A 23434-nucleotide genomic window follows, 5' to 3' on the forward strand; every position below is an offset into this window, starting at 1 on the left:
GTGCGCCCCTTCGCGGGGCGCACCGGCCGTCGTGGTGCCGGGGGTGGGGCTCGATCAGCCGAAGACCGGGCCGGTGTACTTCTCGCCCGGCCCCTGGCCCGGCTCGTCCGGGACGATCGAGGCCTCACGGAAGGCGAGCTGGAGCGACTTCAGGCCGTCGCGCAGCGGGGCGGCGTGGAAGGAGCTGATCTCGGTGGCGCTCGCGGTGACCAGGCCGGCCAGGGCCGTGATCAGCTTGCGGGCCTCGTCGAGGTCCTTGTGTTCGGAATCCGGCTTGTCCAGGCCCAGGTTGACCGCCGCGGCGCTCAGCAGGTGCACGGCCACCGTGGTGATCACCTCGACCGCGGGGACGTCCGCGATGTCGCGGGTCATGGCGTCGTAATCGGGGGCGGCGTCGGCAGCGGGGTCGGCGGGGAGGGTCGCGTCAGTCATGCTTCACACGATAAGCCGGTCGGCGGGTGCCCCCGACCGGAGCACCGGGTGAGCGGCTCCGGCGCGGAATGCTATATTGGGTCACGACCGGCCGGAGACGTATGTCCCCGGCCCACAAGTGGAGGCTCCGATCTCCCACCCGACCACCCTCACGGGAGGCGGGTCACCGGTCAGGCGGCATCCATCGTTCCGTACGGACGATGGAAAGCTGCCCGAGTCTGCGCCCCGCGGTTCGCACGCGGCGGTGCTCCGGTCGTTTTGGAGCCCCTGCCTGTGCCCGGCGGGGCTTTTTTCATTCTCCCCGCTGCGGTCGGTCTGACGGAAATACACGTCAGCGGCTGTCTGCCAGGCAGTCGTCTGGTGCTACCGAGGAGGATCCATCAGCACCGAGCCCCGCATCAACGACCGGATTCGCGTTCCCGAGGTACGGCTTGTCGGTCCCAGCGGCGAGCAGGTCGGCATCGTGCCGCTTGCCAAGGCGCTTGAGCTCGCGCAGGAGTACGACCTCGACCTGGTCGAGGTCGCGGCGTCCGCACGCCCGCCGGTCTGCAAGCTCATGGACTACGGCAAGTTCAAGTACGAGTCGGCCATGAAGGCCCGTGAGGCGCGCAAGAACCAGGCGCACACGGTCATCAAGGAAATGAAGCTCCGGCCGAAGATCGACCCGCACGACTATGACACCAAGAAGGGTCACGTCGTTCGGTTCCTCAAGCAGGGCGACAAGGTCAAGATCACGATCATGTTCCGTGGTCGCGAGCAGTCCAGGCCGGAACTCGGCTACCGACTGCTGCAGCGCCTCGCTTCGGACGTCGAGGACCTCGGGTTCATCGAGTCGAACCCGAAGCAGGACGGCCGAAACATGATCATGGTCCTCGGTCCGCACAAGAAGAAGACCGAGGCCATGGCCGAAGCCCGCGAGGCGCAGGCCGCCCGCAAGGCCGAGCGCCAGGGTGTCGCCCTCACCGGCGACGAGGCTCCTTCCGGGGAGGCCGCCGAGGTGGAGGCCACCGAGGTTGCCGAGGTCGAGGCCACCGAGGCTGTCGCCGACGAGGCGCCCGCCCAGGAGCCGAACACCGAGGCCTGATTCCGGGGCAGCCCGCCTCGGATCACCGATACAACATGACGCTCCCACGAACCGGTCCGGTACCGGACCGGTGGGAGCGCCACCGACGAGGAGATAACGGCGCTATGCCGAAGAACAAGACGCACAGCGGTTCCAAGAAGCGCTTCAAGATCACCGGCTCCGGCAAGGTGCTCCGTGAGCGCGCCGGCAAGCGCCACCTGCTCGAGCACAAGTCGTCCCGTGTCACCCGCCGCCTCACCGGCACCGCGGAGATGGCCCCCGGCGACGCCGCGAAGATCAAGAAGCTTCTCGGCAAGTGACGTCCTCCGCTCCCCCTGCCGGGAGCGGTGACGTCAAGACCGGGACCCCATCGAATTCGGGCCGTGTGAAGACACCCACGGCCCCGCTACAAGGAGTTAAAAAGTGGCACGCGTCAAGCGGGCAGTAAACGCCCACAAGAAGCGCCGGGCAATCCTCGAGGCGGCCTCCGGCTACCGCGGTCAGCGTTCGCGCCTGTACCGCAAGGCCAAGGAGCAGGTCACCCACTCGCTGGTCTACAACTTCAACGACCGCAAGAAGCGCAAGGGCGACTTCCGTCAGCTGTGGATCCAGCGCATCAACGCCGCTGCCCGCCAGAACGGCATGACGTACAACCGCCTCATCCAGGGTCTGAAGGCCGCCAACATCGAGGTGGACCGCAAGATCCTCGCCGAGCTGGCCGTCAACGACGCCAACGCGTTCGCCGCGCTGGTCGAGGTCGCGCAGAAGGCCCTCCCGGCCGACGTCAACGCCCCCAAGGCTGCTGCGTAAGGCTTTGCCGGCCGCGTAAAGCAGTCGGCACCCACGGACCCGCAGGCGATTGCCTGCGGGTCCGTGTGCGTTCGCCCCGCACCTTAGGGGCACCCCCGCCCGCGACCCCGCGCCCCGCGCGAGAGAGAACCCTGAGACCATGCGCACCCCCGCCGAGCTGATCTCCCCCCGATCCCCGCGGGTGGCCGCCGCCAGGCGACTGGCGCGCCGGAACTTCCGCACCAAGGAGCGCCGGTTCATCGCCGAGGGCCCGCAGGCGGTCCGCGAGGCCGTCGAGCACCGCGGCCCGGCGGGTGCGTCGACCCTGATCGAGCTGTTCGCGACCGTCGAGGCCGCCGAGCGCTACTCCGAGATCGTCGACGCCGCCCTGAGCGCGGGCGCCCGCGTGCACTACGCCTCCGACGAGGTGCTCGCCGAGGTCTCGCAGACCGTCACCCCGCAGGGCCTCGTCGGCGTCTGCCACTTCCTGGACTCGCCCTTCGAGGACATCCTGGCGGCCCGGCCGAAGCTCGTCGCCGTCCTCGCGCACGTCCGCGACCCCGGCAACGCCGGTACCGTGCTGCGCTGCGCGGACGCCGCCGGCGCGGACGCGGTGGTACTGACCGACGCCTCCGTGGACCCCTACAACCCCAAGTCCGTACGGGCCTCCGTCGGCTCCCTCTTCCACCTCCCGGTGGCGGTCGGCGTCCCCGTGGAGAAGGCCGTCGAGGGCCTGCGGGCGGCGGGCGTGCGGATCCTGGCGGCCGACGGGGCGGGCGAGGACGACCTCGACGCCGAGCTGGACGCGGGCACCATGGGGACCCCCTCGGCCTGGGTCTTCGGCAACGAGGCCTGGGGTCTGCCGGAGGAGACCCGGGCCCTCGCGGACGCCGTCGTACGGGTCCCGATCCACGGCAAGGCCGAGAGCCTGAACCTCGCGACGGCCGCCGCCGTGTGCCTGTACGCCTCCGCGCGTGCACAGCGGGCTCCCGGAGGGTGCCGCTCCGTGACCCCCAGCTAGTAATGTGGCGGCCCGGGGGGCCCACTGCGCTACTCGGAGATGTGGGGTACGGGGACATGACCGTCGGTACGAACAGCTCACCCGGCGCCGCGGGGGCCGCGGGCGCCGCGGACGCGGCCGAGGGGTGGTTCCCGCAGGCCCGGGCGCACGTGCAGGGCACCGCGGCCGCGCAGCCCGCCGCCGGCCCGCCCCGCGCGGACGCCCGCGACGGACTGCCGGCGGTACCGCCGCAGGCGGCCTCGGGCGGGCGGGGCCACGGCCCCGTGGTCCGCACCGGTGCGTTCCCGCAGACCGACGGCGCCCCGGCCGCCCCGGCGTACGCGGGCGAGGGGTTCGGGATCGATCCCGACGAGCTGCCCGACGGACTGGTCGTCGCCGACGCCACCGGGCGGGTCATCTGCTTCAACCGGGCCGCCGCCCGGATGACCGCCACCGACCCCCGGCAGGCCCTCGGGGCGCCCATCGGCCGGGCGCTGCCGCTGGAGGACCTCGAAGGCCGCCGCTGGTGGGCGCTGACCGATCCGTACGGCGGCCTCGCCACCCGCCGCGGCCAGCCCGAGCGCAACCTCCTGCTCCCCGGCGGGCGCGAGGTGCTGGTCTCCGCCCGGTACGTCCGCACCCACCCCACGGGCCCGCTGCGCCGCCTCGTCGTCACCCTGCGCGGCACCGAGGCCCGCCGCCGTACCGAGCGCAGCCACGCCGAGCTGATCGCCACCGTCGCCCACGAGCTGCGCTCCCCGCTCACCTCCGTCAAGGGGTTCACCGCGACCCTGCTCGCCAAGTGGGAGCGGTTCACCGACGACCAGAAGCGGCTGATGCTGGAGACCGTCGACGCCGACGCCAACCGCGTCACCCGCCTCATCGCCGAGCTCCTCGACATCTCCCGCATCGACTCCGGCCGCCTGGAGGTGCGCCGCCAGCCGGTCGACATCGCCACCGCCGTCGGCCGCCACGTCCAGGCGCTCACCGCGAACGGCCAGGCCCCCGAGCGGTTCCTCGTACGGGTGAGCCGCCCGCTCCCCGACCTGTGGGCCGATCCGGACAAGATCGACCAGATCCTCGGCAACCTCCTCGAAAATGCGGTGCGCCACGGCGACGGAACGGTCACCATCGACGTATCGCCGCACGAGAAGGGAACCGCCGTCACCGTGACCGACGAAGGCCCCGGGATCCCCGAGGAGTCGATGGGCCGCGTCTTCACCCGCTTCTGGCGGGGGAGCAAGCGCGGCGGCACCGGCCTGGGCCTTTACATCGTCAAGGGCATCGTGGAGGCGCACGGCGGCACCATCACGGTCGGCCGCGGCCCCGGCGGCGGCGCCGAGTTCCGATTTATCCTGCCCGTGAGCGCCCCGGCGTACCTCACGCAGTAGCACTGCGGAGCGTCTCGCCAGGCGGCCCACGGGCCCCCTTCACCCCCAGCGACCTTTAGACTCGTCCTTTGGCACCTTTGTGTCCTCGTGGCGAGCGTGTCGGTCGAGCGCGCCGCGCGGGGATCCACCAGCCAGCCATCGGAAGTACGGGAAGAGATGTCGGCACCGAACAAGTCGTACGACCCTGTCGAGGTCGAGGCACTGAAACCGGAAGAGATCGAGCGCATGCGGGACGAGGCGCTCGCCGCCTTCGCGTCCGCCGGCGACCTCGACGCGCTGCGTGAGGCGAAGACCGCGCACATGGGCGACCGCTCGCCCCTGGCGCTCGCCAACCGCGAGATCGGCGCCCTGCCGCCCCAGGCCAAGGCCGAGGCGGGCAAGCGCGTGGGCCAGGCCCGCGGGGCCGTGAACAAGGCCTTCGGGGCCCGCACGGTCGAGCTCGAAGCCGAGCGCGACGAGCGGGTGCTGGTCGAGGAGGCCGTGGACGTCACGCTGCCCTACGACCGCGTTCCCGCCGGCGCCCGGCACCCCCTGACCACGCTGATGGACCGCATCGCGGACATCTTCGTGGCCATGGGGTACGAGGTCGCCGAGGGGCCCGAGGTCGAGGCGGAGTGGTTCAACTTCGACGCGCTCAACTTCACGCCCGACCACCCGGCGCGCCAGATGCAGGACACCTTCTTCGTCCGGGGGCCGGAAGGCACCGAGGGCGACGAGTCCGGCGTCGTGCTGCGCACCCACACCTCCCCGGTGCAGGCGCGCTCGCTGCTGGAGCGCAAGCCGCCCGTCTACATCGTGTGCCCGGGCCGGGTGTACCGCACCGACGAGCTCGACGCGACGCACACCCCGGTCTTCCACCAGGTCGAGCTGCTCGCCGTGGACGAGGGCCTGACCATGGCCGACCTCAAGGGCACCATGGACCACATGGTCCAGGAGCTGTTCGGCGAGGGCACCACCACGCGCCTGCGCCCGCACTTCTTCCCCTTCACCGAGCCGTCCGCCGAGATGGACATGCAGTGCTACGTGTGCCGCGGCGCGTCGGTGGGCAACCCCGACCGTCCGTGCCGTACCTGCTCCAGCGAGGGCTGGATCGAGCTCGGCGGCTGCGGCATGGTCAACCCCAAGGTGCTCATCGCCTGCGGTGTGGACCCGGAGAAGTACAGCGGGTTCGCCTTCGGGTTCGGCATCGAGCGGATGCTGATGTTCCGTCACAACGTAGAAGACATGCGAGACATGGTCGAGGGTGACGTTCGCTTCACCCGGCCGTTCGGGAGTGAGATCTGATGCGCGTCCCGCTTTCCTGGCTGCGGGAGTACGTCGACCTCCCCGCGGGTGAAACCGGCCGTGACGTGGCCCACAAGCTCGTCGACGCCGGCCTCGAGGTCGAGACCGTCGAGCAGCTCGGCGGCGGGCTCAAGGGCCCGCTCGTCGTCGGTCAGGTGCTGACCATCGAGGAGCTGGAGGGCTTCCGCAAGCCGATCCGCTTCTGCACGGTCGACGTCGGCCGGGCCAACGGCACCGGCGAGCCGCAGGAGATCGTCTGCGGCGCCCGGAACTTCGCCGTCGGCGACAAGGTCGTCGTGGTCCTGCCCGGCGCGGTCCTGCCCGGCGACTTCGCGATCGCCTCGCGCAAGACGTACGGCCGCACCTCGCACGGCATGATCTGCTCCGGCGACGAGCTGGGCATGGGCGACGACGGCACGCACGGCATCATCGTGCTGCCGCCCGAGCACGAGGTCGGCACCGACGCGATCGAGCTGCTCCAGCTCGTCGACGAGGTCCTCGACATCGACATCACCCCGGACCGCGGCTACTGCATGTCCATGCGCGGTGTCGCCCGCGAGGCGGCGACCGCGTACGGCCTGCCGCTGCGCGACCCGGCACTGCTCGACGTCCCGGCGCCGAACTCGTACGGCTACCCGGTCAAGGTCGACGACCCGGCCGGCTGCGACCGCTTCACCGCCCGGACGGTGACCGGCCTCGACCCCGACGCGCGCTCCCCGATCTGGCTCACCCGCCGCCTCCAGAAGGCCGGCATGCGCCCGATCTCGCTCGCCGTGGACATCACCAACTACGTGATGCTCGAGCTCGGCCAGCCGCTGCACGCCTACGACCGCGCCAGCATCGAGGGCGCCATCGGTGTCCGCCGCGCCGAGCAGGGCGAGAAGTTCACCACCCTCGACGGGGTCAAGCGCACGCTCGACGCCGAGGACCTGGTGATCACCGACAACAGCGGGCCGATCGGCCTCGCCGGTGTCATGGGCGGCGCCAACACCGAGATCGCCGACTCCGTGACCGACCCCGAGACGGGCGCCGTCACCGGGACCACGGACGTCGTCATCGAGGCCGCGCACTTCGACTCCGTGTCGATCTCGCGCACCGCCCGCCGCCTGAAGCTCTCCTCGGAGGCCTCCAAGCGCTTCGAGCGGGGCGTCGACCCGCTCGCCGCCGCCGCGGCCGCGCAGCGGACCGTCGACCTGCTCGTGCTCCTCGCGGGCGGCACCGCCGAGGCCGGCGTCACCGAGTTCCTCGCCCCGGGCGCCCCGCGCACCATCGCGATGAGCGCGGACCACCCGGACCGGGTCGCGGGCATGGACTACGGCCGCGAGACCGTCGTACGCCGTCTCCAGGAGATCGGCTGCGACGTCTACGGCCAGGACGAGCTCGTCATCACCGTCCCCTCGTGGCGGCCCGACCTCGCCGAGCCCAACGACCTCGCCGAAGAGGTCATCCGGCTGGAGGGCTACGGGAACCTCCCGTCGACCCTTCCGCAGGTGCCCTCCGGCCGCGGTCTGACCGCGCGGCAGCAGCTGCACCGCCGGGTGGGCCGCGCGCTGGCCGGTGCGGGCTACGTCGAGGCGCTGAGCTACCCGTTCATCGGTGAGGGCGTCTTCGACCAGCTCCAGCTCCCCGCGCACGACGCCACCCGTCAGGTCGTCAAGCTGGTCAACCCGATCTCCGACGAGGAGCCGGCGCTGCGCACCACGCTGCTGCCGGGTCTGCTCGGCGCGCTGCGCCGCAACGACAGCCGGGGCAGCCACGACCTCGCGCTCTTCGAGACCGGTTCGGTCTTCCGGGCCGCCGCGCGGCCGGGTGTCGCCGTACGGCTGCCCGTCGACCGGCGCCCCACGGACGAGGAGATCGCCACCCTGAACGCGGCCCTGCCCGCGCAGCCGCGGTACGCCGCGGTCGTGCTGGCCGGTGCGCGCGAGCAGGCCGGCTGGTGGGGCAAGGGCCGCCCGGCCGACTGGGCGGACGCGGTCCAGGCCGCGCGCTCGCTGGCGGTCGAGGCCGGCGCCGAGCTCGTCGTCCGCCAGGGCCAGTACGGCCCCTGGCACCCGGGCCGGTGCGCCGAGCTGCTCGTCACCCTGGACGGGGTGGAGACGGTCATCGGCCACGCCGGTGAGCTGCACCCGCGAGTCGTCAAGGCGATGGGCCTGCCGGCCCGCACCAGCGCGATGGAGCTCGACCTGGACCGCCTCGCGGCGGCCGGTGGCGACGCCCTCCAGGCGCCCCGGATCTCCTCCTTCCCGGTGGCGACCCAGGACGTCGCGCTGATCGTGGACGCGTCGGTTCCGGCGGCTTCCGTCGAGGCCGCTCTGCGCAAGGGCGCGGGTGAACTCCTCGAATCGCTGCGGCTGTTCGACGTGTTCACCGGTGAGCAGGTCGGCGAGGGCAAGAAGTCCCTGGCGTACGCGCTGCGCTTCCGCGCGGCGGACCGCACGCTGACGGCGGAGGAGTCCACGGCGGCCCGTGACGCGGCCGTGGCCCTGGCGGGCGAGCGGACCGGGGCGGTGCTCCGGGGCGCGTAGCGCCCGCTGCGAGGCCTGTCGAGGGGCGCATCCGGACCACCGGATGCGCCCCTCATCCGTTCGGGTGACCGCGCTGAGCGCCGGTGGGTCGGGTGCCGGTTCCGCCGGGGCCCGGCGACCAACCGGGCGCCGGCGGAACCGGGACGCCGCCCGCCTGCCGTGGAGTGTCGGGCAGACAGCAGGACGGGCGGCGCGGTGACGGGTCGTCGCACTGTACGAGGGGGAGCCGACGACCCGAGCTGCCTCTTGGCGAGGCCCTTAAGTGAACCGCCGAACGGCCCGTCTGCGGCAGGGTGCGTATCGCATTTATGCGCGTACACGGTTCACACCCCGTGTGAACCGCGCACCCACTAGCCTGAGAACGACGAGCCCTTGGAGCGGCCCATGCAGCCCAATGTCCTGCTCGACGCCCTCCTCGCCGAGGCGGGAATGTCCCACGCCGGACTCGCCGCGTACGTGAACCAGGCAGGCCGCGCCCGCGGACTCGCCCTGCGCTACGAACACACCGCCGTCGCCCGGTGGTTGAAAGGCCAGCGGCCCCGCGGCCAGGTCCCCGACCTGATCTGCGAGGTGCTCGGCGGCCGGCTGCGGCGGCCCGTCGGGCTGGACGACGTCGGGTTCGGCGTGCCCGGCCAGGCCGCCTCCGCGCACGCCTCCCCGCTGAGCGGCTTCGTCGACCGGGCGGCGGCCCTGTGGCGTTCCGACGGGCAGGCCCGGCCCCAGCTGCTCACCGCCGAGGCGGTCACCGGAACGCCCGCCGTCATCCCCGTCTGGGAATGGGAGAACCCGCCCGAGGACGCCGACGTCTCCCGCGAGGGCCCGGACCGGATCGGGCCCGAGCACATCGAGATCCTGCGGGCCGCCCGTGCGCACTACGAGCTGATGTACCGCCGGGCCGGCGGGGTGGCCACCCGGGACCGCATAGTCCGCTTCCTCGGCAGCGAGACGGCGCCCATGCTGCGCGGCAGCTACCCCGACGCGCTCGGCCGACGGCTGCACCGGGCCACCGGGTCCCTCGTGGCGGTGGCGGGGATCTGTGCGTACGACTCGGACGCCCACGGGCTCGCCCAGCGCTACTTCCACCAGGCCCTGCGCCTGGCCAAGGCGAGCGGGGACCGCGGCCTCGGGGCGTACGTCATCGCGCTGATCGTCAACCAGTCCCTGCACCTGCGCGAGTACCGCCAGGCCGTGGCCTTCGCCGAGGCCGCGCTGCGTGCCGCCGGCCGGCACACCACCCCGGCGCTGGCCGCCGACCTGTACGCCATGCAGGCCAAGGCCTACGCCCAACTGGGCGACACCCGCGCCGCGTTGGCCTGCATCCGGCACGCGGAGGCGGCGGCCGAGCGGATCAGGCCGGGCACCGAACCGGACGAGACCGGCTACGTACAGCCGGGGCTCGTCAACGTCCAGGTCGCCGAGGCGCTGCTCGGGCTGGGGGACCTCGCCGCCGCGCACGAGCAGGCGACCGCCGCCGTCGGCACCCCGGCGCACGACCGCGGCCGCGTGCACCGGCTCGCGATGCTGTGCGAGATCCAGCTGCGCCAGGGAGAGGCGGACCGGGCGGTGGCGGCCGCGGCCGAAATGGCCGAGCGGGCCAAGGGGATGGAGTCGCTGCGGCTGCGCGACCGGCTGCGGGCGGTCCGCGAACAGCTGCTGACCAGCGGTTGTTCCGGCGCGGAGGAGACCGCGCAGCTCATCGACGGGGCGTTGCGCGTTCCCCTGTGACGGCGTGAACTGCTGCCATGTTGCCACCAATTCGAACGGAAGGTGGCACAGCCGTGCAGTGGACCAACCTGAGTGAGCAAACTGTGTACAAGAACCGCTGGTTCGACGTGAATCTCGCCGATGTGGAACTCCCCGACGGCCGGCACCTGGACCACTTCGTGATCCGGCTGCGCCCGGTCGCCGCCGCCACGGCCGTCAACGAGGCCAACGAGGTGCTGCTGCTGTGGCGGCACCGCTTCATCACCGACAGCTGGGGGTGGGAGCTGCCCGCCGGGGTGGTCGAGGACGGGGAGTCCGCCCTGGCCGCGGCCGCGCGGGAGATGGAGGAGGAGTCGGGCTGGCGCCCCGGCCCGCTCCACCACCTCATGACCGTCGAGCCGTCCAACGGGCTGACCGACGCCCGCCACCACCTCTACTGGGCGGACGGGGCCACGTACACCGGTCATCCCGAGGACGACTTCGAGTCCTCACGCCGCGAATGGGTCCCGCTCGAACGCGTACCGGACATGATCGCGCGCGGGGAGATCCCGGCCGCCAACATGGCGGCCGGGCTGCTGCTCCTGCACCACCTCAGGCTGGGCAGGCCGTAGTACTCAGCCGTACGGGTAGAAGCCCGCGCCCGACTTGCGGCCCAGGCGGCCCGCGTCGACCATCCGCTGGAGCAGCGGGGGAGCGGCGTACAGGGGCTCCTTGTACTCCGCGTACATGGAGTCGGCGATCGAGGCGATGGTGTCCAGGCCGATCAGGTCGGACAGCTTGAGCGGGCCCATCGGGTGGGCGCAGCCCAGTTCCATGCCGTTGTCGATGTCCTCGCGGCTCGCGATGCCGGACTCGAACATCCGGATCGCGGACAGCAGGTACGGGACGAGGAGTGCGTTGACGACGAAGCCGGAACGGTCCTGGGCGCGGACCGCGTGCTTGTTCAGCACGTCCCGCACCAGGGCCTCGGCCCGCTTGACGGTCTCCTCGCCCGTCGTCAGCGCCGGGATCAGCTCGACGAGCTTCTGGACCGGGGCCGGGTTGAAGAAGTGGATGCCGATGACCTGGCCGGGCCGCGAGGTCGCGACGGCCAGCTTGACCAGCGGGATCGAGGAGGTGTTGGAGGCGAGGATCGCGTCCGGGCGGGTGATCACCTGGTCGAGGACCTGGAAGATCTCCGTCTTGACCTGCTCGTTCTCGACGACGGCCTCGATGACGAGGTCGCGGTCGGCGAACTCGCCGAGGTCGGTGGTGAAGGTGAGGCGGGCCAGGGTGGCGTCCCGCTCCTCCTCGCTGATCTTGCCGCGTTCGGCGGCCTTCATCAGGGAGCTGTGCAGCCGGGTGCGCCCGATCTCCAGGGCCTCGCCGGTGGTCTCGGCGACCTTCACCTCAAGACCGCTGCGGGCGCACACCTCCGCGATGCCCGCGCCCATCTGGCCGCAGCCCACTACGCCGACCCGTGTGATGTCGGTCGGGAGGGTAGAGAGGTCCGTCACTTCGTGCCTTTCGCTGCTCATCCATCGCGGGTCCCCCGGGCCTGGCAGTGGTAACTGCGTTCCGGCGCCCGCCACGCCCCCCGACGTTACCCCTGACCTTGCCCGCGGTGGCGGGCCGGGGCGGGCATGCTGGGCGGACACAGGGCGATGTCACGGAACGGAACGGAGTCGTCACATGACGTACATCGGACGGCGGGGGCTGCTGGCGGGGGCCGCAGGGGCGCTGGCCTCGGCGGCAACGGGCCGGGCGGGAGCTGCGACGGCAGCGGCGCCCGCGCGGGCCCGCAAGGCGCGGGCCGCGGAGTTCCGGGGGATGTGGATCGCCTCCGTGGCGAATGTGGACTGGCCCTCCGAGAGCGGGCTCACGGCCCGCGAGCAGCGAGCGGAGCTGCTCGGCCTCCTGGACACGGCCGTGAAGCGCCGGCTGAACGCGGTGGTCCTCCAGGTCCGGCCGGCGGCCGACGCGCTGTGGCCCTCCCGGCTGGAGCCGTGGTCGCAGTGGCTGACGGGCGAGCAGGGGGTGGATCCGGGCTGGGACCCGCTGGGCACGGCCGTCACCGAAGCGCACGCCCGCGGGCTGGAGCTGCACGCCTGGTTCAACCCGTACCGGGTGGCCAACCACACCGACCTCGACCGGCTGGCACCCGAGCACCCGGCCAGGCTCAATCCCGACTGGACCGTCGAGTACGGCGGGAAGATCTTCTACAACCCCGGGATGCCCGAGGTGCGGCACTTCGTCCAGGAAGCCATGCTCGACGCGGTCACCCGCTACCCGGTGGACGGGGTGCACTGGGACGACTACTTCTACCCGTACCCGGTCGAGGACGAGGACTTCGACGACGACGAGGCCTACGAGGAACACGGGGCGGCCTTCCGCTCCCGCGCCGACTGGCGCCGCCACAACACCGACACCCTGGTGAGCGAGATGTCCGCGCGGCTGCGGGCGCTTCGGCCCGCGGTCCGGTTCGGCGTCAGCCCCTTCGCGGTCTGGCGCAACTCCAACCGCGACCCGCGCGGTTCGGCCACGCGGGCGGGCCTGGGCACCTACGACGACCTGTACGCGGACACCCGCAAGTGGGTCACCGAGGGCTGGATCGACTACGTCGTGCCGCAGGCCTACTGGCAGATCGGGCACCCGACCGCCGATTACGCCGACATCGTCCCCTGGTGGGCCCGGACCGTCGCGGGCACGAAGGTGCAGCTGTACGTGGGGGAGGCGCTGTACCGCTGCGATGCGGACAGCCCCACCGCGGCCTGGCGCGACCCGGCGGAGCTGTCGAAGCACGTCCGGTTCGCCCGCGAATACCCCCAAGTCCGCGGCCACGTCTACTTCTCGGCGAAGCAGGTGGCCGCGGACCCCAACGGGGCGATGGCCCGGGTGGTCGCCGACCACTACGGCTCGGCGGTGCCCCCGCGCTGATTCAGTGTTCGGGCTCTGCGGGGTGGCGGACCGTGCAGTCGGGTCCGGGAGCCATCAGGGCCTCGTGACCGTCCTGGAAGCGGACCCGGTACGGGGGAGTTCCGTTTTCGCCCAGGACCTGGGTGATCTCGCCCACCTTGTCGTGCTGTCCGACGATCCTGCCGTGCTGCACCAACTGGTCGCCCTCGGTCGCGCGCATAACTGACCTCCTCGGTGGCGGTCCGATCCGGTGCTAGCAGTTTAGGTCGTTCCCGCCCTATTTGACCCGTTGGGTCACGGCGATGCAGACGAGGACCGCGCAGGCGGCCACCGGAGCGGCGGGCGACAGCCGCTCGCCGAGGAGCGCCACGGACCAGACCAGGGTCAGCAGCGGCTGGGCGAGCTGGAGCTGGCTGGCCCGCGGAGCGCCGATCTCGGCCATGCCCCGGTACCAGACGTACAGGCCGAGGAAGGTGGAGCCGGCCGCCGCCCAGACCAGCCCCGCCATCCCGTGGCCGGTCAGGTGCACCGGCTCGTACGTGAGCCCCAGCGCGGAGCCGACGAGGCTGAGGGGCAGGCACAGCACCAGCGCCCACCCGATCACCTGCCAGCCGGGCAGCGTCCGGGCGAGGCGCCCGCCCTCGGTGTACCCGGCGGCGCACACCAGCAGCGCGGCGAAGAGGTAGGCGTCGCCGGCCGAGAGCGAACCGCCGCTCTGTGCCACGGTGAAGCCGATGACCACGGCGGCCCCGGCCAGGGCGGCGGCCCAGAACCGGCGCGAGGGCCGTGCGCCGGTGCGCAGCGCGGCCAGGGCGGCCGTGGTCAGCGGTAGCAGTCCGACCACCACGGCGGCGTGCGAGGTCGTGGAGGTGGTCAGCGCGAGGGTGGTGAGCAGGGGGAAGCCGACGACCACCCCGGCCGCGACGACGGCCAGCCCCGCCCGGTGCTCGCGCGCGGGCAGCGGGACCCGGCACGCCAGCAGGAAGGCGCCGGCGATGACGGCCGCGAGGGCACTGCGCAGGGCGACCAGCGACCAGGGTCCGAAGCTCTCCAGGCCCCAGGCGGTGGAGGGGAAGGTCAGGGAGAAGGCGATCACACCGAGCAGGGCGAGGACGGTGCCGCGACGGCCGGATGTGCGGCCTCCTGGCACGCGGCCCTCGGTCGGGTGGCCCTCGGTATTCTCGACCGCTATCGTCACCGGAGCGGTAGCGCTATTGTGTGCTGTCATGTACGAGCGTAGCAGTGTGGCGGAACTGGCCGATTCTCTTCGGTCCGAGCTCAACCGCTACTCGGTGGGTGGAAAGCTCCCGTCGAGCCGTGCCCTGGTCGAGCACTACCGGGTCAGCCCCGTCACCGTCTCCCGGGCCCTCGCCCAGCTCGCCGCCGAGGGCCTGGTCGTCACGCGGCCCGGCGCCGGGGTCTTCCGCGCCCGGCCGCGCACGTCGGCCGCCGCGCCCGGGGACACCTCCTGGCAGGAGGTCGCCCTCAGCGTGGAAGGGGCCGGGGAAGTCGTCCCGCGTTCCGTGGACGCCAGCGGGGTGCTGACCACGCTGGCCGCGCCGCCGCCCGGGGTGATCGAGCTCAACAGCGGCTACCTGCACCCCTTCCTCCAGCCCGAGCGGGCCATGGCGGCCGCGCTGGCCCGGGCCGGGCGGCGGCCCGGGGCGTGGGGGCGGCCGCCCGTCGAGGGACTGCCCGAGCTGCGCGACTGGTTCGCCCGGGAGATCGGCGGATCGGTCGTCGCCGCCGACGTGCTGGTCACCGCGGGCGGGCAGAGCGCGCTGTCCACCGCCCTGCGGGCGCTCGCCCCGCCCGGGGCGCCGATCCTGGTGGAGTCCCCGACCTATCCCGGGCTGCTGGCCATCGCCCGCGCCTCCGGCTGCCGGCCCGTGCCGGTCCCGGTGGACACCGACGGGGTCCGGCCGGAGCTGCTCGCCGCCGCCTTCGAAGCGACCGGGGCGCGGGTCTTCGTATGCCAGCCGCTGTTCCAGAACCCGACCGGGACGGTGCTGGCCCCCGGGCGGAGGGCCGAGGTGCTGCGGATCGCCCGGGCCGCCGGGGCCTTCGTCGTCGAGGACGACTACGCGCGCGCCCTGGCCCACGAGGACGCCGGGCCGCTGCCCGCGACACTGGCCGCCGAGGACGCGGACGGCGTGGTGGTGCACGTCCGGTCCCTGACCAAGGCCACCTCGCCCAGCCTGCGGGTGGGCGCCCTCGCGGCCCGGGGGCCGGTGGTGGACCGGCTGCGCGCCATCCAGGTCGTGGACAGCTTCTTCGTACCCCGGCCGCTCCAGGAAGCCGCCCTGGAGCTGGTCGGCGCACCCGCCTGGCCGCGCCACCTGCGGACGGTGGCCGCCGAGCTGCGCCACCGGCGGGACGTGCTCGCGGGGGCCCTGCGGCGGGAGCTGCCCGGGCTGGAACTGCCGCACCTGCCTTCGGGCGGCTACCAGTTGTGGGTACGCCCGGCCGGCGGGGAGGACGACGCCGGCTTCACGGCGGCGGCCCTGCGCGCCGGGGTCGCGGTCGCGCCCGGCCGCCCGTACTTCTGCGCGGAACCGCCGGGTCCGTACGTACGGCTGAGCTTCGCCGGGGTCTCCGGCCCCGGCGAACTGGTGGAGGCGGTCCGACGGCTGAAGGGCAGGCCGGCGGACGGTCCGGCGCACGGACCGGCGCAAGGCCTCGGTCCAGACGCTTGACCCCGTGCGCCGCGCGGCTCACCATCACCGCATGCATGTTCGGGTTTCGCTCGTCGCGGCAGCCCGCAGTTCCTCGCTGCTCGCCGAGCGCTTCGACGACGACCGGCCGCTGGACGGCCCGGGCCGCCGGTCGGTGGAGTACGCCGCCCACGGGCTCGTACCGCTGGGCGCGGCCGAGCTGCGCTACTGCTCGCCGACCCCGCGCAGCCGGGCCACCGGCGAGGCCCTCGGGTACGCGCCGCTCGCGCAGCCCGCGCTCCGCGAGTGCGACATGGGCCGCTGGCGGGGTCTGACCCTCGCCGAGGTGACCGCGCACGAACCGGGGGCGGTGGACCTCTGGCTGACCGACCCGCGGGCCGCCCCGCACGGCGGGGAGTCACTGCTCGCCTTCATCTCCCGGATCGGCGGCTGGCTTGACACCAGGCCGGCCGACGACGGGGGCCGGATCGTGGCGGTGGCGGAGCCCTCCGTGGTCCGGGCGGCCCTCGTCTACGCGCTGAAGGCGCCGCCGCTGACCTACTGGAACGTGGACGTGCGGCCGCTGTCCACAATGACCCTGACGGGCTGGTCGGGGCGCTGGCACCTCTCCCTCCAGCCACCGGTGTAAATCGATTGCACCCCCAACGGCCCCCTCCTAGCCTGCGACGATGACCGGAATCATGATCAGCACGCTCGCGGAGCGGCCCGAACTTGCGCCGCGACTCTGGGACATGGAGGACTCCTGGCCCGAGTTCGCCCAGCACGACTCACTGGCCTGGCTGCTGTACCCGCGGATGGTGGCCGAGTTCCCGGAGTACGTCCTGGTCGCCACGGACGGAGACGCGGTGGTCGCCCGCGGCTTCAGCCTGCCCTTCGCGCAGCACGCGCCGGGCCGCGACGGGGTGCTGCCCGCGCAGGGCTGGGACCGGATCCTGATGTGGGCCTTCTCCGACCGCCGACGGGGGGTCGAGCCCGACACCGTGAGCGCGATCGAGATCAGCATCGCCACCGGCCGGCAGGGCGAGGGTCTGTCCGGCCTGATGCTGGCCGCGATGCGGGAGAACGCGCGTGTCCGCGGCTTCGCGGAGGCGGTGGCCCCCGTGCGGCCCAGCGGAAAGCCGGCCGAGCCGGACACCTCGATCCACGAGTACGCGTACCGGACCCGCGAGGACGGCCTGCCGCACGACCCCTGGCTGCGCGTCCACGTCCGCGCGGGCGGCGTCATCGACTCGGTGGCCCCGCTCTCGATGACGATCACCGGCTCGCTCGCGCAGTGGCGCGACTGGACGGGACTGCCCTTCGATGCGCCCGGCCCGGTCCACGTCCCGGGCGCGCTAGCCCCGGTCCGCTGCGAACCGGAACAGGGCTACGCGGTCTACGTGGAGCCGAACGTCTGGGTCCGCCACCCGCTCGGCTGACGGAGGGGGCGTTCCCGGACCCGTCGGCGTGCGACGCGGGGGCCGGCCCTCTTCACACGAGCCGGTCGATGAGGATCATCGCCACGTCGTCCGTCAAGCGGCCCCCGGTGTGGCGGATCAATGCCTTGTGCAGTTCGGCCAGGAACTCCTGTGGGGAGGCGCCGGCGGGTATCTGCTCCATGGTCCGCGGCAGCGGGAGGAAGTCGTTGTCACGGTCGCGGGCTTCGATCACGCCGTCGGTGTAGAGCAGCAGCCGGTCACCGGGCAGGAACGGGTAGCTCTCGGGCTTGGCCGGAGGACCGCTGACGAGGTCCTCCAGGCCGAGGGGCGGCAGTGGTGAGGCGGGCATCAGGGCCCGGACCCTGCCCTGGTGCAGCACCAGCGGAGGCGGATGGCCGCGGTTGACCAGCTGCACCACCGGCTCGTCCGGCACCTGGGCGATGAGCGCGGTGGTGAATCCCTCCATGAGGACCTCGGGAAGCTCTGCCTGGGAGTAGGTACCCGGTACGGCGGCCTCCCGCCGCAGCGCGGCCGAGCAACGGTTCATGACCTCCTGCACCTCGTCCTCGTAGTGGACGGCCTCGCGGAACGCGCCCAATGCCACCGCGACCGCGCGTATGGCGGACAGCCCTTTCCCCCGGACGTCCCCCACGATCAGGCGGACGCCGTAGCGCGTCTGCACGGCCTCGTACAGATCGCCGCCTATCTGCGCCCCCGTCCCGGCCGCGAGGCACAGGCTGGCCGCCCGTACAGGGCCCAGGAGCTCGGGGACGGGCCGCAGGACGACCTCCTGAGCCGCCACCGCGATCCGGCGGACCTGGTCGAGCTCGATCTGCCTGCGGGTGCGCACCGCTTTGCTCAGGGTGACACTGGCTACGGACACCACGATGATCGCCAGGTAATTGCCGACGATCAGCTGGGTCTGGGTTCCCCACGAGTGGTTGTAGGTCGCCGAGGTCGAGTTCACAGCCGCGGCGAGGGCTGCCGCGGACAGTGTGCCCATCGGGCCCATCGTCAGCGCGGCCAGCGCCGGCGTCGTGGTGAGCATGGGACCGGTGACCAGTTCGTGTGCGGGCGAGAGCTCGATGCCCAGCACGCCCAGCGCGATCGCGAACGGCGCACATTTCCCCAGCGTGAACAGGATCGAGCCGTGACGGCCCGCTCTTGGTCGAAAGGACGCCCCTTGCCGAACAGGTGAGCGAGGATGTGACCCCATGGGAACAGCCTGCCCCGCGGAAGCCGCCGCGGCCTCCCGGGAACCGTGACCGGCGGCGCCCGGGAGCTCCTGCGCCCGCCGGCCAGGCCACCCATCCGCCAACGGAAGCGCTCGGCGTGCCGTGCCTCCCGGCGGGGGCATGGGCGGGAAGCCATGGGGCGACGGCGGCGTCCGGCCCCCTAGCAGTCAGCCGTGCGCCGTGAGATCGTCCGCAGGTGACCGACGCTGCTGATGGGGCAATGACCTTGAGACGGCCGGACGACCGCGCTGCGTCCGCCCTGCGCTTCGCGACGGAACTCGTCGCGTGGGTGGCCACCCCCTGGGCCCTGGCCGGCCACTCGTGGCTGCTTGCCGCCCTGTCCGTGCTGGCCCTGATCGGCCTTCCGACGTTGTTCTCCACGCCGGGGGACAAGGCCAACGTGATCGTCGCGGTGCCGGGCTGGGCCACGATCCTGCTGGTGCTGCTCCAGCTCGCCGCGGCCGTGGTCTCCTCGTGGCTGGCCTGGCCCGCCTGGGCGGCGGCCCCCGTGACCCTGCTGGCCGCCGCCACCCTCGTCACGGAGCGCCGCCGCTGGCGGTGGCTGGTCTCCGCGAACCGACTCGCCACCTGAAGCGCTCACCCGCCAACTGGAGCGCCCGGTCTCATTTCCCGGAGCCGGCCGGGTGATCCGGGCTTTGCATAAAAGTGCGTCGGTACGTATAGTCATGCCATCGATGAGGAGGTCCGATGGTGGTACGTGTAGCGGTGGCCGGAGCGAGCGGATACGCGGGCGGTGAACTCCTGCGCCTGCTCCTCTCGCACCCCGAGGTGGAGATCGGCGCGCTGACCGGCAACTCCAACGCCGGACAGCTCCTCGGCTCCCTGCAGCCGCACCTCGTGCCGCTCGCGGGGCGGACCCTGGAGGCGACCAGTGCCGAGGTCCTCGCGGGCCACGACGTCGTGTTCCTCGCGCTCCCGCACGGCCAGTCCGCCGCCGTCGCCGCCCAGCTCGGCGACGACGTCCTCGTCGTCGACATGGGCGCCGACCACCGGCTCAAGAGCTCGGCCGACTGGGACAAGTTCTACGGCGCCCCGCACGCCGGGACCTGGCCGTACGGGCTCCCCGAGCTGCCCGGCGGGCGCGCCGCGCTCCAGGGGGCCAAGCGGATCGCCGTCCCCGGCTGCTTCCCCACCGCCGTCTCCCTCGCGCTGTTCCCCGCGTACCAGGCGCGGCTCGCCGGGCCGGAGGTCGTGGTCGTCGCCGCCACCGGCACCTCGGGCGCGGGCAAGGCGCTCAAGACCCACCTGCTCGGCGCCGAGGTCATGGGCAGCGTCACCCCGTACGGAGTGGGCGGCGGCCACCGGCACACCCCCGAGATGGTGCAGAACCTGTCCCCGCTCGCGGGCACCGAGGTCAGCGTGTCGTTCACGCCGACCCTCGTGCCGATGGCCCGCGGCATCCTCGCCACCTGCTCCGCCAAGGCCCTTCCGGGCACCACCGCCGAATCGCTGCGCGCCGCCTACGAGAAGGCGTACGCCGACGAGCCCTTCGTGCGGCTGCTGCCCGAGGGCCAGTGGCCGTCCACCAAGTCCGTCCACGGATCCAACGCCGTTCACCTGCAGGTCGCCCACGACGAGTCCGCGCAGCGCATCATCGCCATCAGCGCCATCGACAACCTGACCAAGGGCACCGCCGGCGGCGCGGTACAGAGCATGAACATCGCCCTCGGGCTTCACGAGAGCCTGGGGCTTTCCACGATCGGAGTGGCACCGTGAGCGTCACGGCAGCACAGGGATTCACCGCGGCCGGCATCGCCGCCGGGATCAAGGCGAACGGCAACCCGGACCTTGCCCTCGTGGTCAACCACGGGCCGCGGCTTTCCGCCGCGGGTGTCTTCACCTCCAACCGCGTCAAGGCCGCGCCCGTGCACTGGTCCGAGCAGGTCCTGCGCGGCGCCGCGGTCAGCGCGGTCGTCCTGAACTCCGGCGGTGCCAACGCCTGCACCGGCCCCAAGGGCTTCCAGGACACCCACGCCACCGCCGAGAAGGTCGCCGAAACGCTCGGAGCGGACTTCAACGCCGGCGAGGTCGCGGTCGCGTCCACCGGCCTGATCGGTGTCCTGCTCCCCATGGACAAGCTGCTCCCGGGCATCGAGACCGCCGCGGCCGCCCTGTCGGCGGACGGCGGCGAGGCCGCGGCCATCGCCATCAAGACCACCGACACCGTGCACAAGACGGCCACCGTCTCCCAGGGAGGCTGGACCGTCGGCGGTATGGCCAAGGGCGCGGGCATGCTCGCCCCCGGCCTGGCCACCATGCTCGTCGTCCTCACCACCGACGCCGACGTGGACAGCCCCACCCTCGACCGGGCGCTGCGCTCCGCCACCCGCACCACCTTCGACCGGGTCGACTCCGACGGCTGCATGTCCACCAACGACACGGTGCTGCTGCTCGCCTCCGGTGCCTCCGGCCAGGTGCCCGCGTACGAGGAGTTCGCCGAGGCCGTACGCACCGTCTGCGACGACCTCGCCCGCCAGCTGATCGGCGACGCCGAAGGCGCCAGCAAGGACATCCGCATCGAGGTGATCGGCGCGGCCAGCGAGGACGACGCGGTCGAGGTCGGCCGGTCCATCGCCCGGAACAACCTGCTCAAGTGCGCCATCCACGGCGAGGACCCCAACTGGGGCCGGGTGCTCTCCGCCATCGGCACCACCAAGGCAGCCTTCGACCCCGACCGGCTGAACGTGGCGATCAACGGCGTCTGGGTCTGCAAGAACGGCTCGGTCGGCGAGGACCGCGACCTGGTGAGCATGAAGGACCGGGAGGTCCGCATCACCGCCGACCTGTCCACCGGCGGCGAATCCGCCGTCATCTGGGCCAACGACCTGACCGCCGAGTACGTCCACGAGAACAGCGCGTACAGCTCATGAGCACCGCCAGGAAGCACACCGCTCTCCCCAAGGCGGAGATCCTCATCGAAGCCCTGCCCTGGCTCACCCGGCACAACGGCAAGGTCGTCGTCATCAAGTTCGGCGGCAACGCCATGATCGACCAGGACCTCAAGGCCGCCTTCGCCCAGGACGTGGTCTTCCTGCGCCAGGCGGGCCTGAAGCCCGTCGTGGTGCACGGCGGCGGCCCCCAGATCAACGCCCAGCTCGACAAGCAGGGCCTGGTCAGCGAATTCAAGGCGGGCTTGCGCGTCACGACCCCGGAGGCCATGGACGTCGTACGGATGGTCCTGGCGGGGCAGGTCCAGCGCGAGCTGGTCGGCCTGCTCAACGAGCACGGGCCGCTCGCCGTCGGCCTGACCGGCGAGGACGCCCACACCATCACCGCCACCAAGCACAGCCCGGAGATCGACGGCGAGCTCGTCGACATCGGGCGGGTCGGCGAGATCACCGCCATCGACACCGGCGCGATCGAGGCGCTGCTGGCGGACGGCCGGATCCCGGTCATCTCCTCCATCGCGCGCAGCGCCGACGACCACCACGTGTACAACGTGAACGCCGACACGGCCGCCGCGGCGCTGGCCGCCGCGCTCGGCGCCGAGACGCTGATGGTCCTCACCGACGTCGAGGGCCTTTACGCGGACTGGCCCAACAGCGACGAGGTCATCAGCAGGCTCACCGTCAGCGAGCTGGAGAAGCTGCTGCCCGAGCTGTCCAGCGGCATGGTGCCCAAGATGCAGGGCTGCCTGCACGCCGTCCGGGGCGGCGTCAGCACCGCACGGGTGATCGACGGACGGGTCCAGCACTCGATCCTGCTGGAAATCTTCACGGACGAGGGAATCGGCACGATGGTCGTGCCCGACGAGCGGCAAGGGGGAGCGCAGTGACCGGCGATCAGGAGACCGGCCATCAGGAGACCGGCAACCAGCGGTACAGCGCCCGCTGGCAGGACGCGCTGACGAACAACTACGGCACCCCGGCGCTGGCCCTCGTACGCGGTGAGGGCGCCCAGGTCTGGGACGCGGACGGCAAGCAGTACACCGATTTCGTCGGCGGCATCGCGGTCAACGCCCTCGGCCACGCCCACCCGGCGATCGTCGCGGCCGTGACCGGCCAGATCTCGACGCTGGGCCACGTCTCCAACCTCTACGCCTCCGAGCCGGTCATCGCGCTCGGCGAGCGGCTGCTCCAGCTCTTCGGCCGCCCCGGCAAGGTCTTCTTCTGCAACTCCGGCGCGGAGGCCGTCGAAGCCGCCTTCAAGATCGGCAGGCTGACCGGGCGGACCCACATGGTCGCCACAACCGGCGGATTCCACGGCCGGACCATGGGCGCCCTCGCACTCACCGGCCAGCCGACGAAGCAGGACCCCTTCCTGCCGCTGCCCGGCGACGTCACGCACGTCCCGTACGGCGACGCAGAGGCCCTGCGCGCCGCCGTCACCGAGCGGACCGCGCTCGTCGTCATCGAGCCCATCCAGGGCGAGAACGGTGTCGTCGTCCCGCCCGCCGGCTACCTGACGGCCGCCCGTGAGATCACCCGCGCCACCGGCACCCTCCTCGTCCTCGACGAGGTGCAGACCGGCATCGGCCGGTGCGGCCAGTGGTTCGAGCACCAGGCCCACGAGGGCGTCGAGCCCGACCTCGTCACCCTCGCCAAGGGGCTGGGCGGCGGTCTGCCCATCGGCGCCGTCGTCGCCTTCGGCCCGGCCGCGGACCTGCTCCGGCCCGGTCAGCACGGCACCACCTTCGGCGGGAACCCGGTGGCCTGCGCCGCAGGCCTGGCCGTCATCGACACCATCGCGACCGAGGGCCTGCTCGACCAGGTCAAGGCGCGCGGCGAGCGGCTGCGCTCCGGAATCGAGTCTTCCGCACATCCGCTGGTCTCCCACGTCCGCGGTGCGGGCCTTCTCCTGGGTATCGTGCTGACCGAGCCCCTCGCACCCCAGGTGCAACAGGCGGCTCAGGACGCCGGCTACCTGGTCAACGCGCCCGCCCCCGACGTCGTACGGCTCATGCCTCCGTACGTACTCTCCGAGGCCGAGGCGGACGCGTTCCTCCGGGACCTGCCCGGCATCCTCGACGCAGCCAACGGGGACGGATCCGGAGAATGAG

Annotated in this window: 23 protein-coding genes; 18 read left to right on the plus strand and 5 right to left on the minus strand. The window is 72.4% G+C overall.

The features are described from left to right. Positions 1-54: 54 nt before the first annotated feature. Positions 55-432: a DUF1844 domain-containing protein gene (locus ACFYOB_RS28585; protein ID WP_328924814.1), complete on the minus strand. Its 378-nt coding sequence runs from the start codon at positions 430-432 to the stop codon at positions 55-57. A gap of 379 nt (positions 433-811) precedes the next feature. Between ACFYOB_RS28585 and infC the strand changes: the two genes are divergently transcribed. The 9 genes from infC (at position 812) to ACFYOB_RS28630 (ending at position 10802) form a co-directional block, all read left to right on the plus strand. Then, the gene (gene infC / locus ACFYOB_RS28590) at positions 812-1516 is read left to right on the plus strand and encodes a translation initiation factor IF-3 (RefSeq protein ID WP_388564501.1); all 705 of its coding nucleotides are present in this window, start codon (positions 812-814) and stop codon (positions 1514-1516) included. A 104-nt stretch (positions 1517-1620) separates the two neighbouring features. Then, entirely contained in the window at positions 1621-1815 is a 195-nt protein-coding gene (gene rpmI / locus ACFYOB_RS28595; RefSeq protein WP_030387121.1) for a 50S ribosomal protein L35, read from the plus strand. A 103-nt stretch (positions 1816-1918) separates the two neighbouring features. Then, positions 1919-2305, plus strand: coding sequence for a 50S ribosomal protein L20 (gene rplT, locus ACFYOB_RS28600; RefSeq protein WP_007263143.1), 387 nt, complete (start codon positions 1919-1921; stop codon positions 2303-2305). Between the two features lie 139 nt (positions 2306-2444). After that, positions 2445-3305, plus strand: coding sequence for a TrmH family RNA methyltransferase (locus ACFYOB_RS28605; protein WP_388564258.1), 861 nt, complete (start codon positions 2445-2447; stop codon positions 3303-3305). Positions 3306-3361: 56 nt separating this feature from the next. After that, entirely contained in the window at positions 3362-4675 is a 1314-nt protein-coding gene (locus tag ACFYOB_RS28610) for an ATP-binding protein (RefSeq protein ID WP_388564260.1), read from the plus strand. Between the two features lie 156 nt (positions 4676-4831). Next, positions 4832-5959, plus strand: a complete 1128-nt coding sequence (gene pheS, locus ACFYOB_RS28615; RefSeq protein WP_388564263.1) for a phenylalanine--tRNA ligase subunit alpha — start codon at positions 4832-4834, stop codon at positions 5957-5959. After that, entirely contained in the window at positions 5959-8487 is a 2529-nt protein-coding gene (pheT, locus tag ACFYOB_RS28620; protein WP_388564266.1) for a phenylalanine--tRNA ligase subunit beta, read from the plus strand. The genes pheS and pheT overlap by 1 nt, the downstream gene beginning before the upstream one ends. 384 nt (positions 8488-8871) lie before the next feature. Next, positions 8872-10212 carry a transcriptional regulator gene (locus ACFYOB_RS28625; RefSeq protein ID WP_388564269.1) on the plus strand — a complete coding sequence of 447 codons (1341 nt, stop codon included), beginning with the start codon at positions 8872-8874 and terminating at the stop codon, positions 10210-10212. Positions 10213-10265: 53 nt separating this feature from the next. Further along, a complete protein-coding gene (locus tag ACFYOB_RS28630; protein WP_388564272.1) occupies positions 10266-10802 on the plus strand; it encodes an NUDIX hydrolase in 537 nt (178 codons plus the stop codon). Between the two features lie 3 nt (positions 10803-10805). On the opposite strand, the gene ACFYOB_RS28635 is transcribed toward ACFYOB_RS28630, so the two are convergent. Then, positions 10806-11708, minus strand: coding sequence for a 3-hydroxybutyryl-CoA dehydrogenase (locus ACFYOB_RS28635; RefSeq protein WP_388564275.1), 903 nt, complete (start codon positions 11706-11708; stop codon positions 10806-10808). Positions 11709-11862: 154 nt separating this feature from the next. Between ACFYOB_RS28635 and ACFYOB_RS28640 the strand changes: the two genes are divergently transcribed. Beyond that, complete coding sequence (locus ACFYOB_RS28640; protein ID WP_388564278.1) at positions 11863-13107, plus strand: glycoside hydrolase family 10 protein; 1245 nt, start codon at positions 11863-11865, stop codon at positions 13105-13107. A gap of 1 nt (position 13108) precedes the next feature. Here the strand turns inward: ACFYOB_RS28640 and ACFYOB_RS28645 are convergent, their stop codons facing one another. Continuing rightward, entirely contained in the window at positions 13109-13306 is a 198-nt protein-coding gene (locus tag ACFYOB_RS28645) for a DUF1918 domain-containing protein (RefSeq protein ID WP_388564280.1), read from the minus strand. 57 nt (positions 13307-13363) lie between these two features. Then, positions 13364-14314, minus strand: a complete 951-nt coding sequence (locus ACFYOB_RS28650) for a DMT family transporter (protein WP_388564283.1) — start codon at positions 14312-14314, stop codon at positions 13364-13366. On the opposite strand from ACFYOB_RS28650, the gene ACFYOB_RS28655 reads away from it, so the two are divergent. Genes ACFYOB_RS28655 through ACFYOB_RS28665 form a run of 3 tightly spaced genes read left to right on the plus strand, consistent with a single transcriptional unit; the run spans position 14313 to position 17179 of the window. Further along, on the plus strand, positions 14313-15782 hold the full coding sequence (locus tag ACFYOB_RS28655) for a PLP-dependent aminotransferase family protein (protein WP_388564286.1): 1470 nt from the start codon (positions 14313-14315) through the stop codon (positions 15780-15782). The genes ACFYOB_RS28650 and ACFYOB_RS28655 overlap by 2 nt on opposite strands. Positions 15783-15813: 31 nt before the next feature. Further along, positions 15814-16389, plus strand: coding sequence for a histidine phosphatase family protein (locus ACFYOB_RS28660; RefSeq protein ID WP_388564289.1), 576 nt, complete (start codon positions 15814-15816; stop codon positions 16387-16389). Between the two features lie 40 nt (positions 16390-16429). After that, a complete protein-coding gene (locus ACFYOB_RS28665; RefSeq protein ID WP_388564291.1) occupies positions 16430-17179 on the plus strand; it encodes an N-acetyltransferase in 750 nt (249 codons plus the stop codon). Between the two features lie 52 nt (positions 17180-17231). Here the strand turns inward: ACFYOB_RS28665 and ACFYOB_RS28670 are convergent, their stop codons facing one another. Next, complete coding sequence (locus ACFYOB_RS28670; protein ID WP_388564294.1) at positions 17232-18275, minus strand: PP2C family protein-serine/threonine phosphatase; 1044 nt, start codon at positions 18273-18275, stop codon at positions 17232-17234. A 359-nt stretch (positions 18276-18634) separates the two neighbouring features. Between ACFYOB_RS28670 and ACFYOB_RS28675 the strand changes: the two genes are divergently transcribed. From ACFYOB_RS28675 to ACFYOB_RS28695, 5 genes are all read left to right on the plus strand, one after another. After that, the gene (locus tag ACFYOB_RS28675) at positions 18635-19006 is read left to right on the plus strand and encodes a hypothetical protein (protein ID WP_388564297.1); all 372 of its coding nucleotides are present in this window, start codon (positions 18635-18637) and stop codon (positions 19004-19006) included. 116 nt (positions 19007-19122) lie between these two features. Beyond that, complete coding sequence (argC, locus tag ACFYOB_RS28680; protein ID WP_388564299.1) at positions 19123-20151, plus strand: N-acetyl-gamma-glutamyl-phosphate reductase; 1029 nt, start codon at positions 19123-19125, stop codon at positions 20149-20151. Continuing rightward, positions 20148-21305 carry a bifunctional glutamate N-acetyltransferase/amino-acid acetyltransferase ArgJ gene (gene argJ / locus ACFYOB_RS28685; RefSeq protein WP_388564302.1) on the plus strand — a complete coding sequence of 386 codons (1158 nt, stop codon included), beginning with the start codon at positions 20148-20150 and terminating at the stop codon, positions 21303-21305. Before argC ends, argJ begins: the two co-directional genes overlap by 4 nt. Next, positions 21302-22210 (plus strand): acetylglutamate kinase, encoded by a 909-nt coding sequence (argB, locus tag ACFYOB_RS28690; RefSeq protein WP_388564304.1) that lies wholly within the window; start codon positions 21302-21304, stop codon positions 22208-22210. Before argJ ends, argB begins: the two co-directional genes overlap by 4 nt. Next, complete coding sequence (locus ACFYOB_RS28695; RefSeq protein ID WP_388564307.1) at positions 22207-23433, plus strand: acetylornithine transaminase; 1227 nt, start codon at positions 22207-22209, stop codon at positions 23431-23433. Before argB ends, ACFYOB_RS28695 begins: the two co-directional genes overlap by 4 nt. Position 23434: the final 1 nt, after the last annotated feature.

It is taken from the genome of Streptomyces sp. NPDC006463, from assembly GCF_042870715.1.
In the GTDB taxonomy this organism is placed as follows: domain Bacteria; phylum Actinomycetota; class Actinomycetes; order Streptomycetales; family Streptomycetaceae; genus Streptomyces.

Excerpts from the sequence above, each read along its gene's own strand:
- ACFYOB_RS28660 (WP_388564289.1), top strand. The coding sequence starts at position 15,814 with ATGCATGTTCGGGTTTCGCTCGTCGCGGCAGCCCGCAGTTCCTCGCTG.
- ACFYOB_RS28585 (WP_328924814.1), bottom strand. The coding sequence starts at position 432 with ATGACTGACGCGACCCTCCCCGCCGACCCCGCTGCCGACGCCGCCCCC.
- ACFYOB_RS28640 (WP_388564278.1), top strand. The coding sequence starts at position 11,863 with ATGACGTACATCGGACGGCGGGGGCTGCTGGCGGGGGCCGCAGGGGCG.
- argB (WP_388564304.1), top strand. The coding sequence starts at position 21,302 with ATGAGCACCGCCAGGAAGCACACCGCTCTCCCCAAGGCGGAGATCCTC.
- ACFYOB_RS28650 (WP_388564283.1), bottom strand. The coding sequence starts at position 14,314 with ATGACAGCACACAATAGCGCTACCGCTCCGGTGACGATAGCGGTCGAG.
- ACFYOB_RS28645 (WP_388564280.1), bottom strand. The coding sequence starts at position 13,306 with ATGCGCGCGACCGAGGGCGACCAGTTGGTGCAGCACGGCAGGATCGTC.
- argC (WP_388564299.1), top strand. The coding sequence starts at position 19,123 with ATGGTGGTACGTGTAGCGGTGGCCGGAGCGAGCGGATACGCGGGCGGT.
- rpmI (WP_030387121.1), top strand. The coding sequence starts at position 1,621 with ATGCCGAAGAACAAGACGCACAGCGGTTCCAAGAAGCGCTTCAAGATC.
- pheS (WP_388564263.1), top strand. The coding sequence starts at position 4,832 with ATGTCGGCACCGAACAAGTCGTACGACCCTGTCGAGGTCGAGGCACTG.
- ACFYOB_RS28605 (WP_388564258.1), top strand. The coding sequence starts at position 2,445 with ATGCGCACCCCCGCCGAGCTGATCTCCCCCCGATCCCCGCGGGTGGCC.
- ACFYOB_RS28625 (WP_388564269.1), top strand. The coding sequence starts at position 8,872 with ATGCAGCCCAATGTCCTGCTCGACGCCCTCCTCGCCGAGGCGGGAATG.
- pheT (WP_388564266.1), top strand. The coding sequence starts at position 5,959 with ATGCGCGTCCCGCTTTCCTGGCTGCGGGAGTACGTCGACCTCCCCGCG.
- ACFYOB_RS28635 (WP_388564275.1), bottom strand. The coding sequence starts at position 11,708 with ATGAGCAGCGAAAGGCACGAAGTGACGGACCTCTCTACCCTCCCGACC.
- ACFYOB_RS28675 (WP_388564297.1), top strand. The coding sequence starts at position 18,635 with ATGACCTTGAGACGGCCGGACGACCGCGCTGCGTCCGCCCTGCGCTTC.
- ACFYOB_RS28610 (WP_388564260.1), top strand. The coding sequence starts at position 3,362 with ATGACCGTCGGTACGAACAGCTCACCCGGCGCCGCGGGGGCCGCGGGC.
- ACFYOB_RS28665 (WP_388564291.1), top strand. The coding sequence starts at position 16,430 with ATGACCGGAATCATGATCAGCACGCTCGCGGAGCGGCCCGAACTTGCG.
- ACFYOB_RS28655 (WP_388564286.1), top strand. The coding sequence starts at position 14,313 with ATGTACGAGCGTAGCAGTGTGGCGGAACTGGCCGATTCTCTTCGGTCC.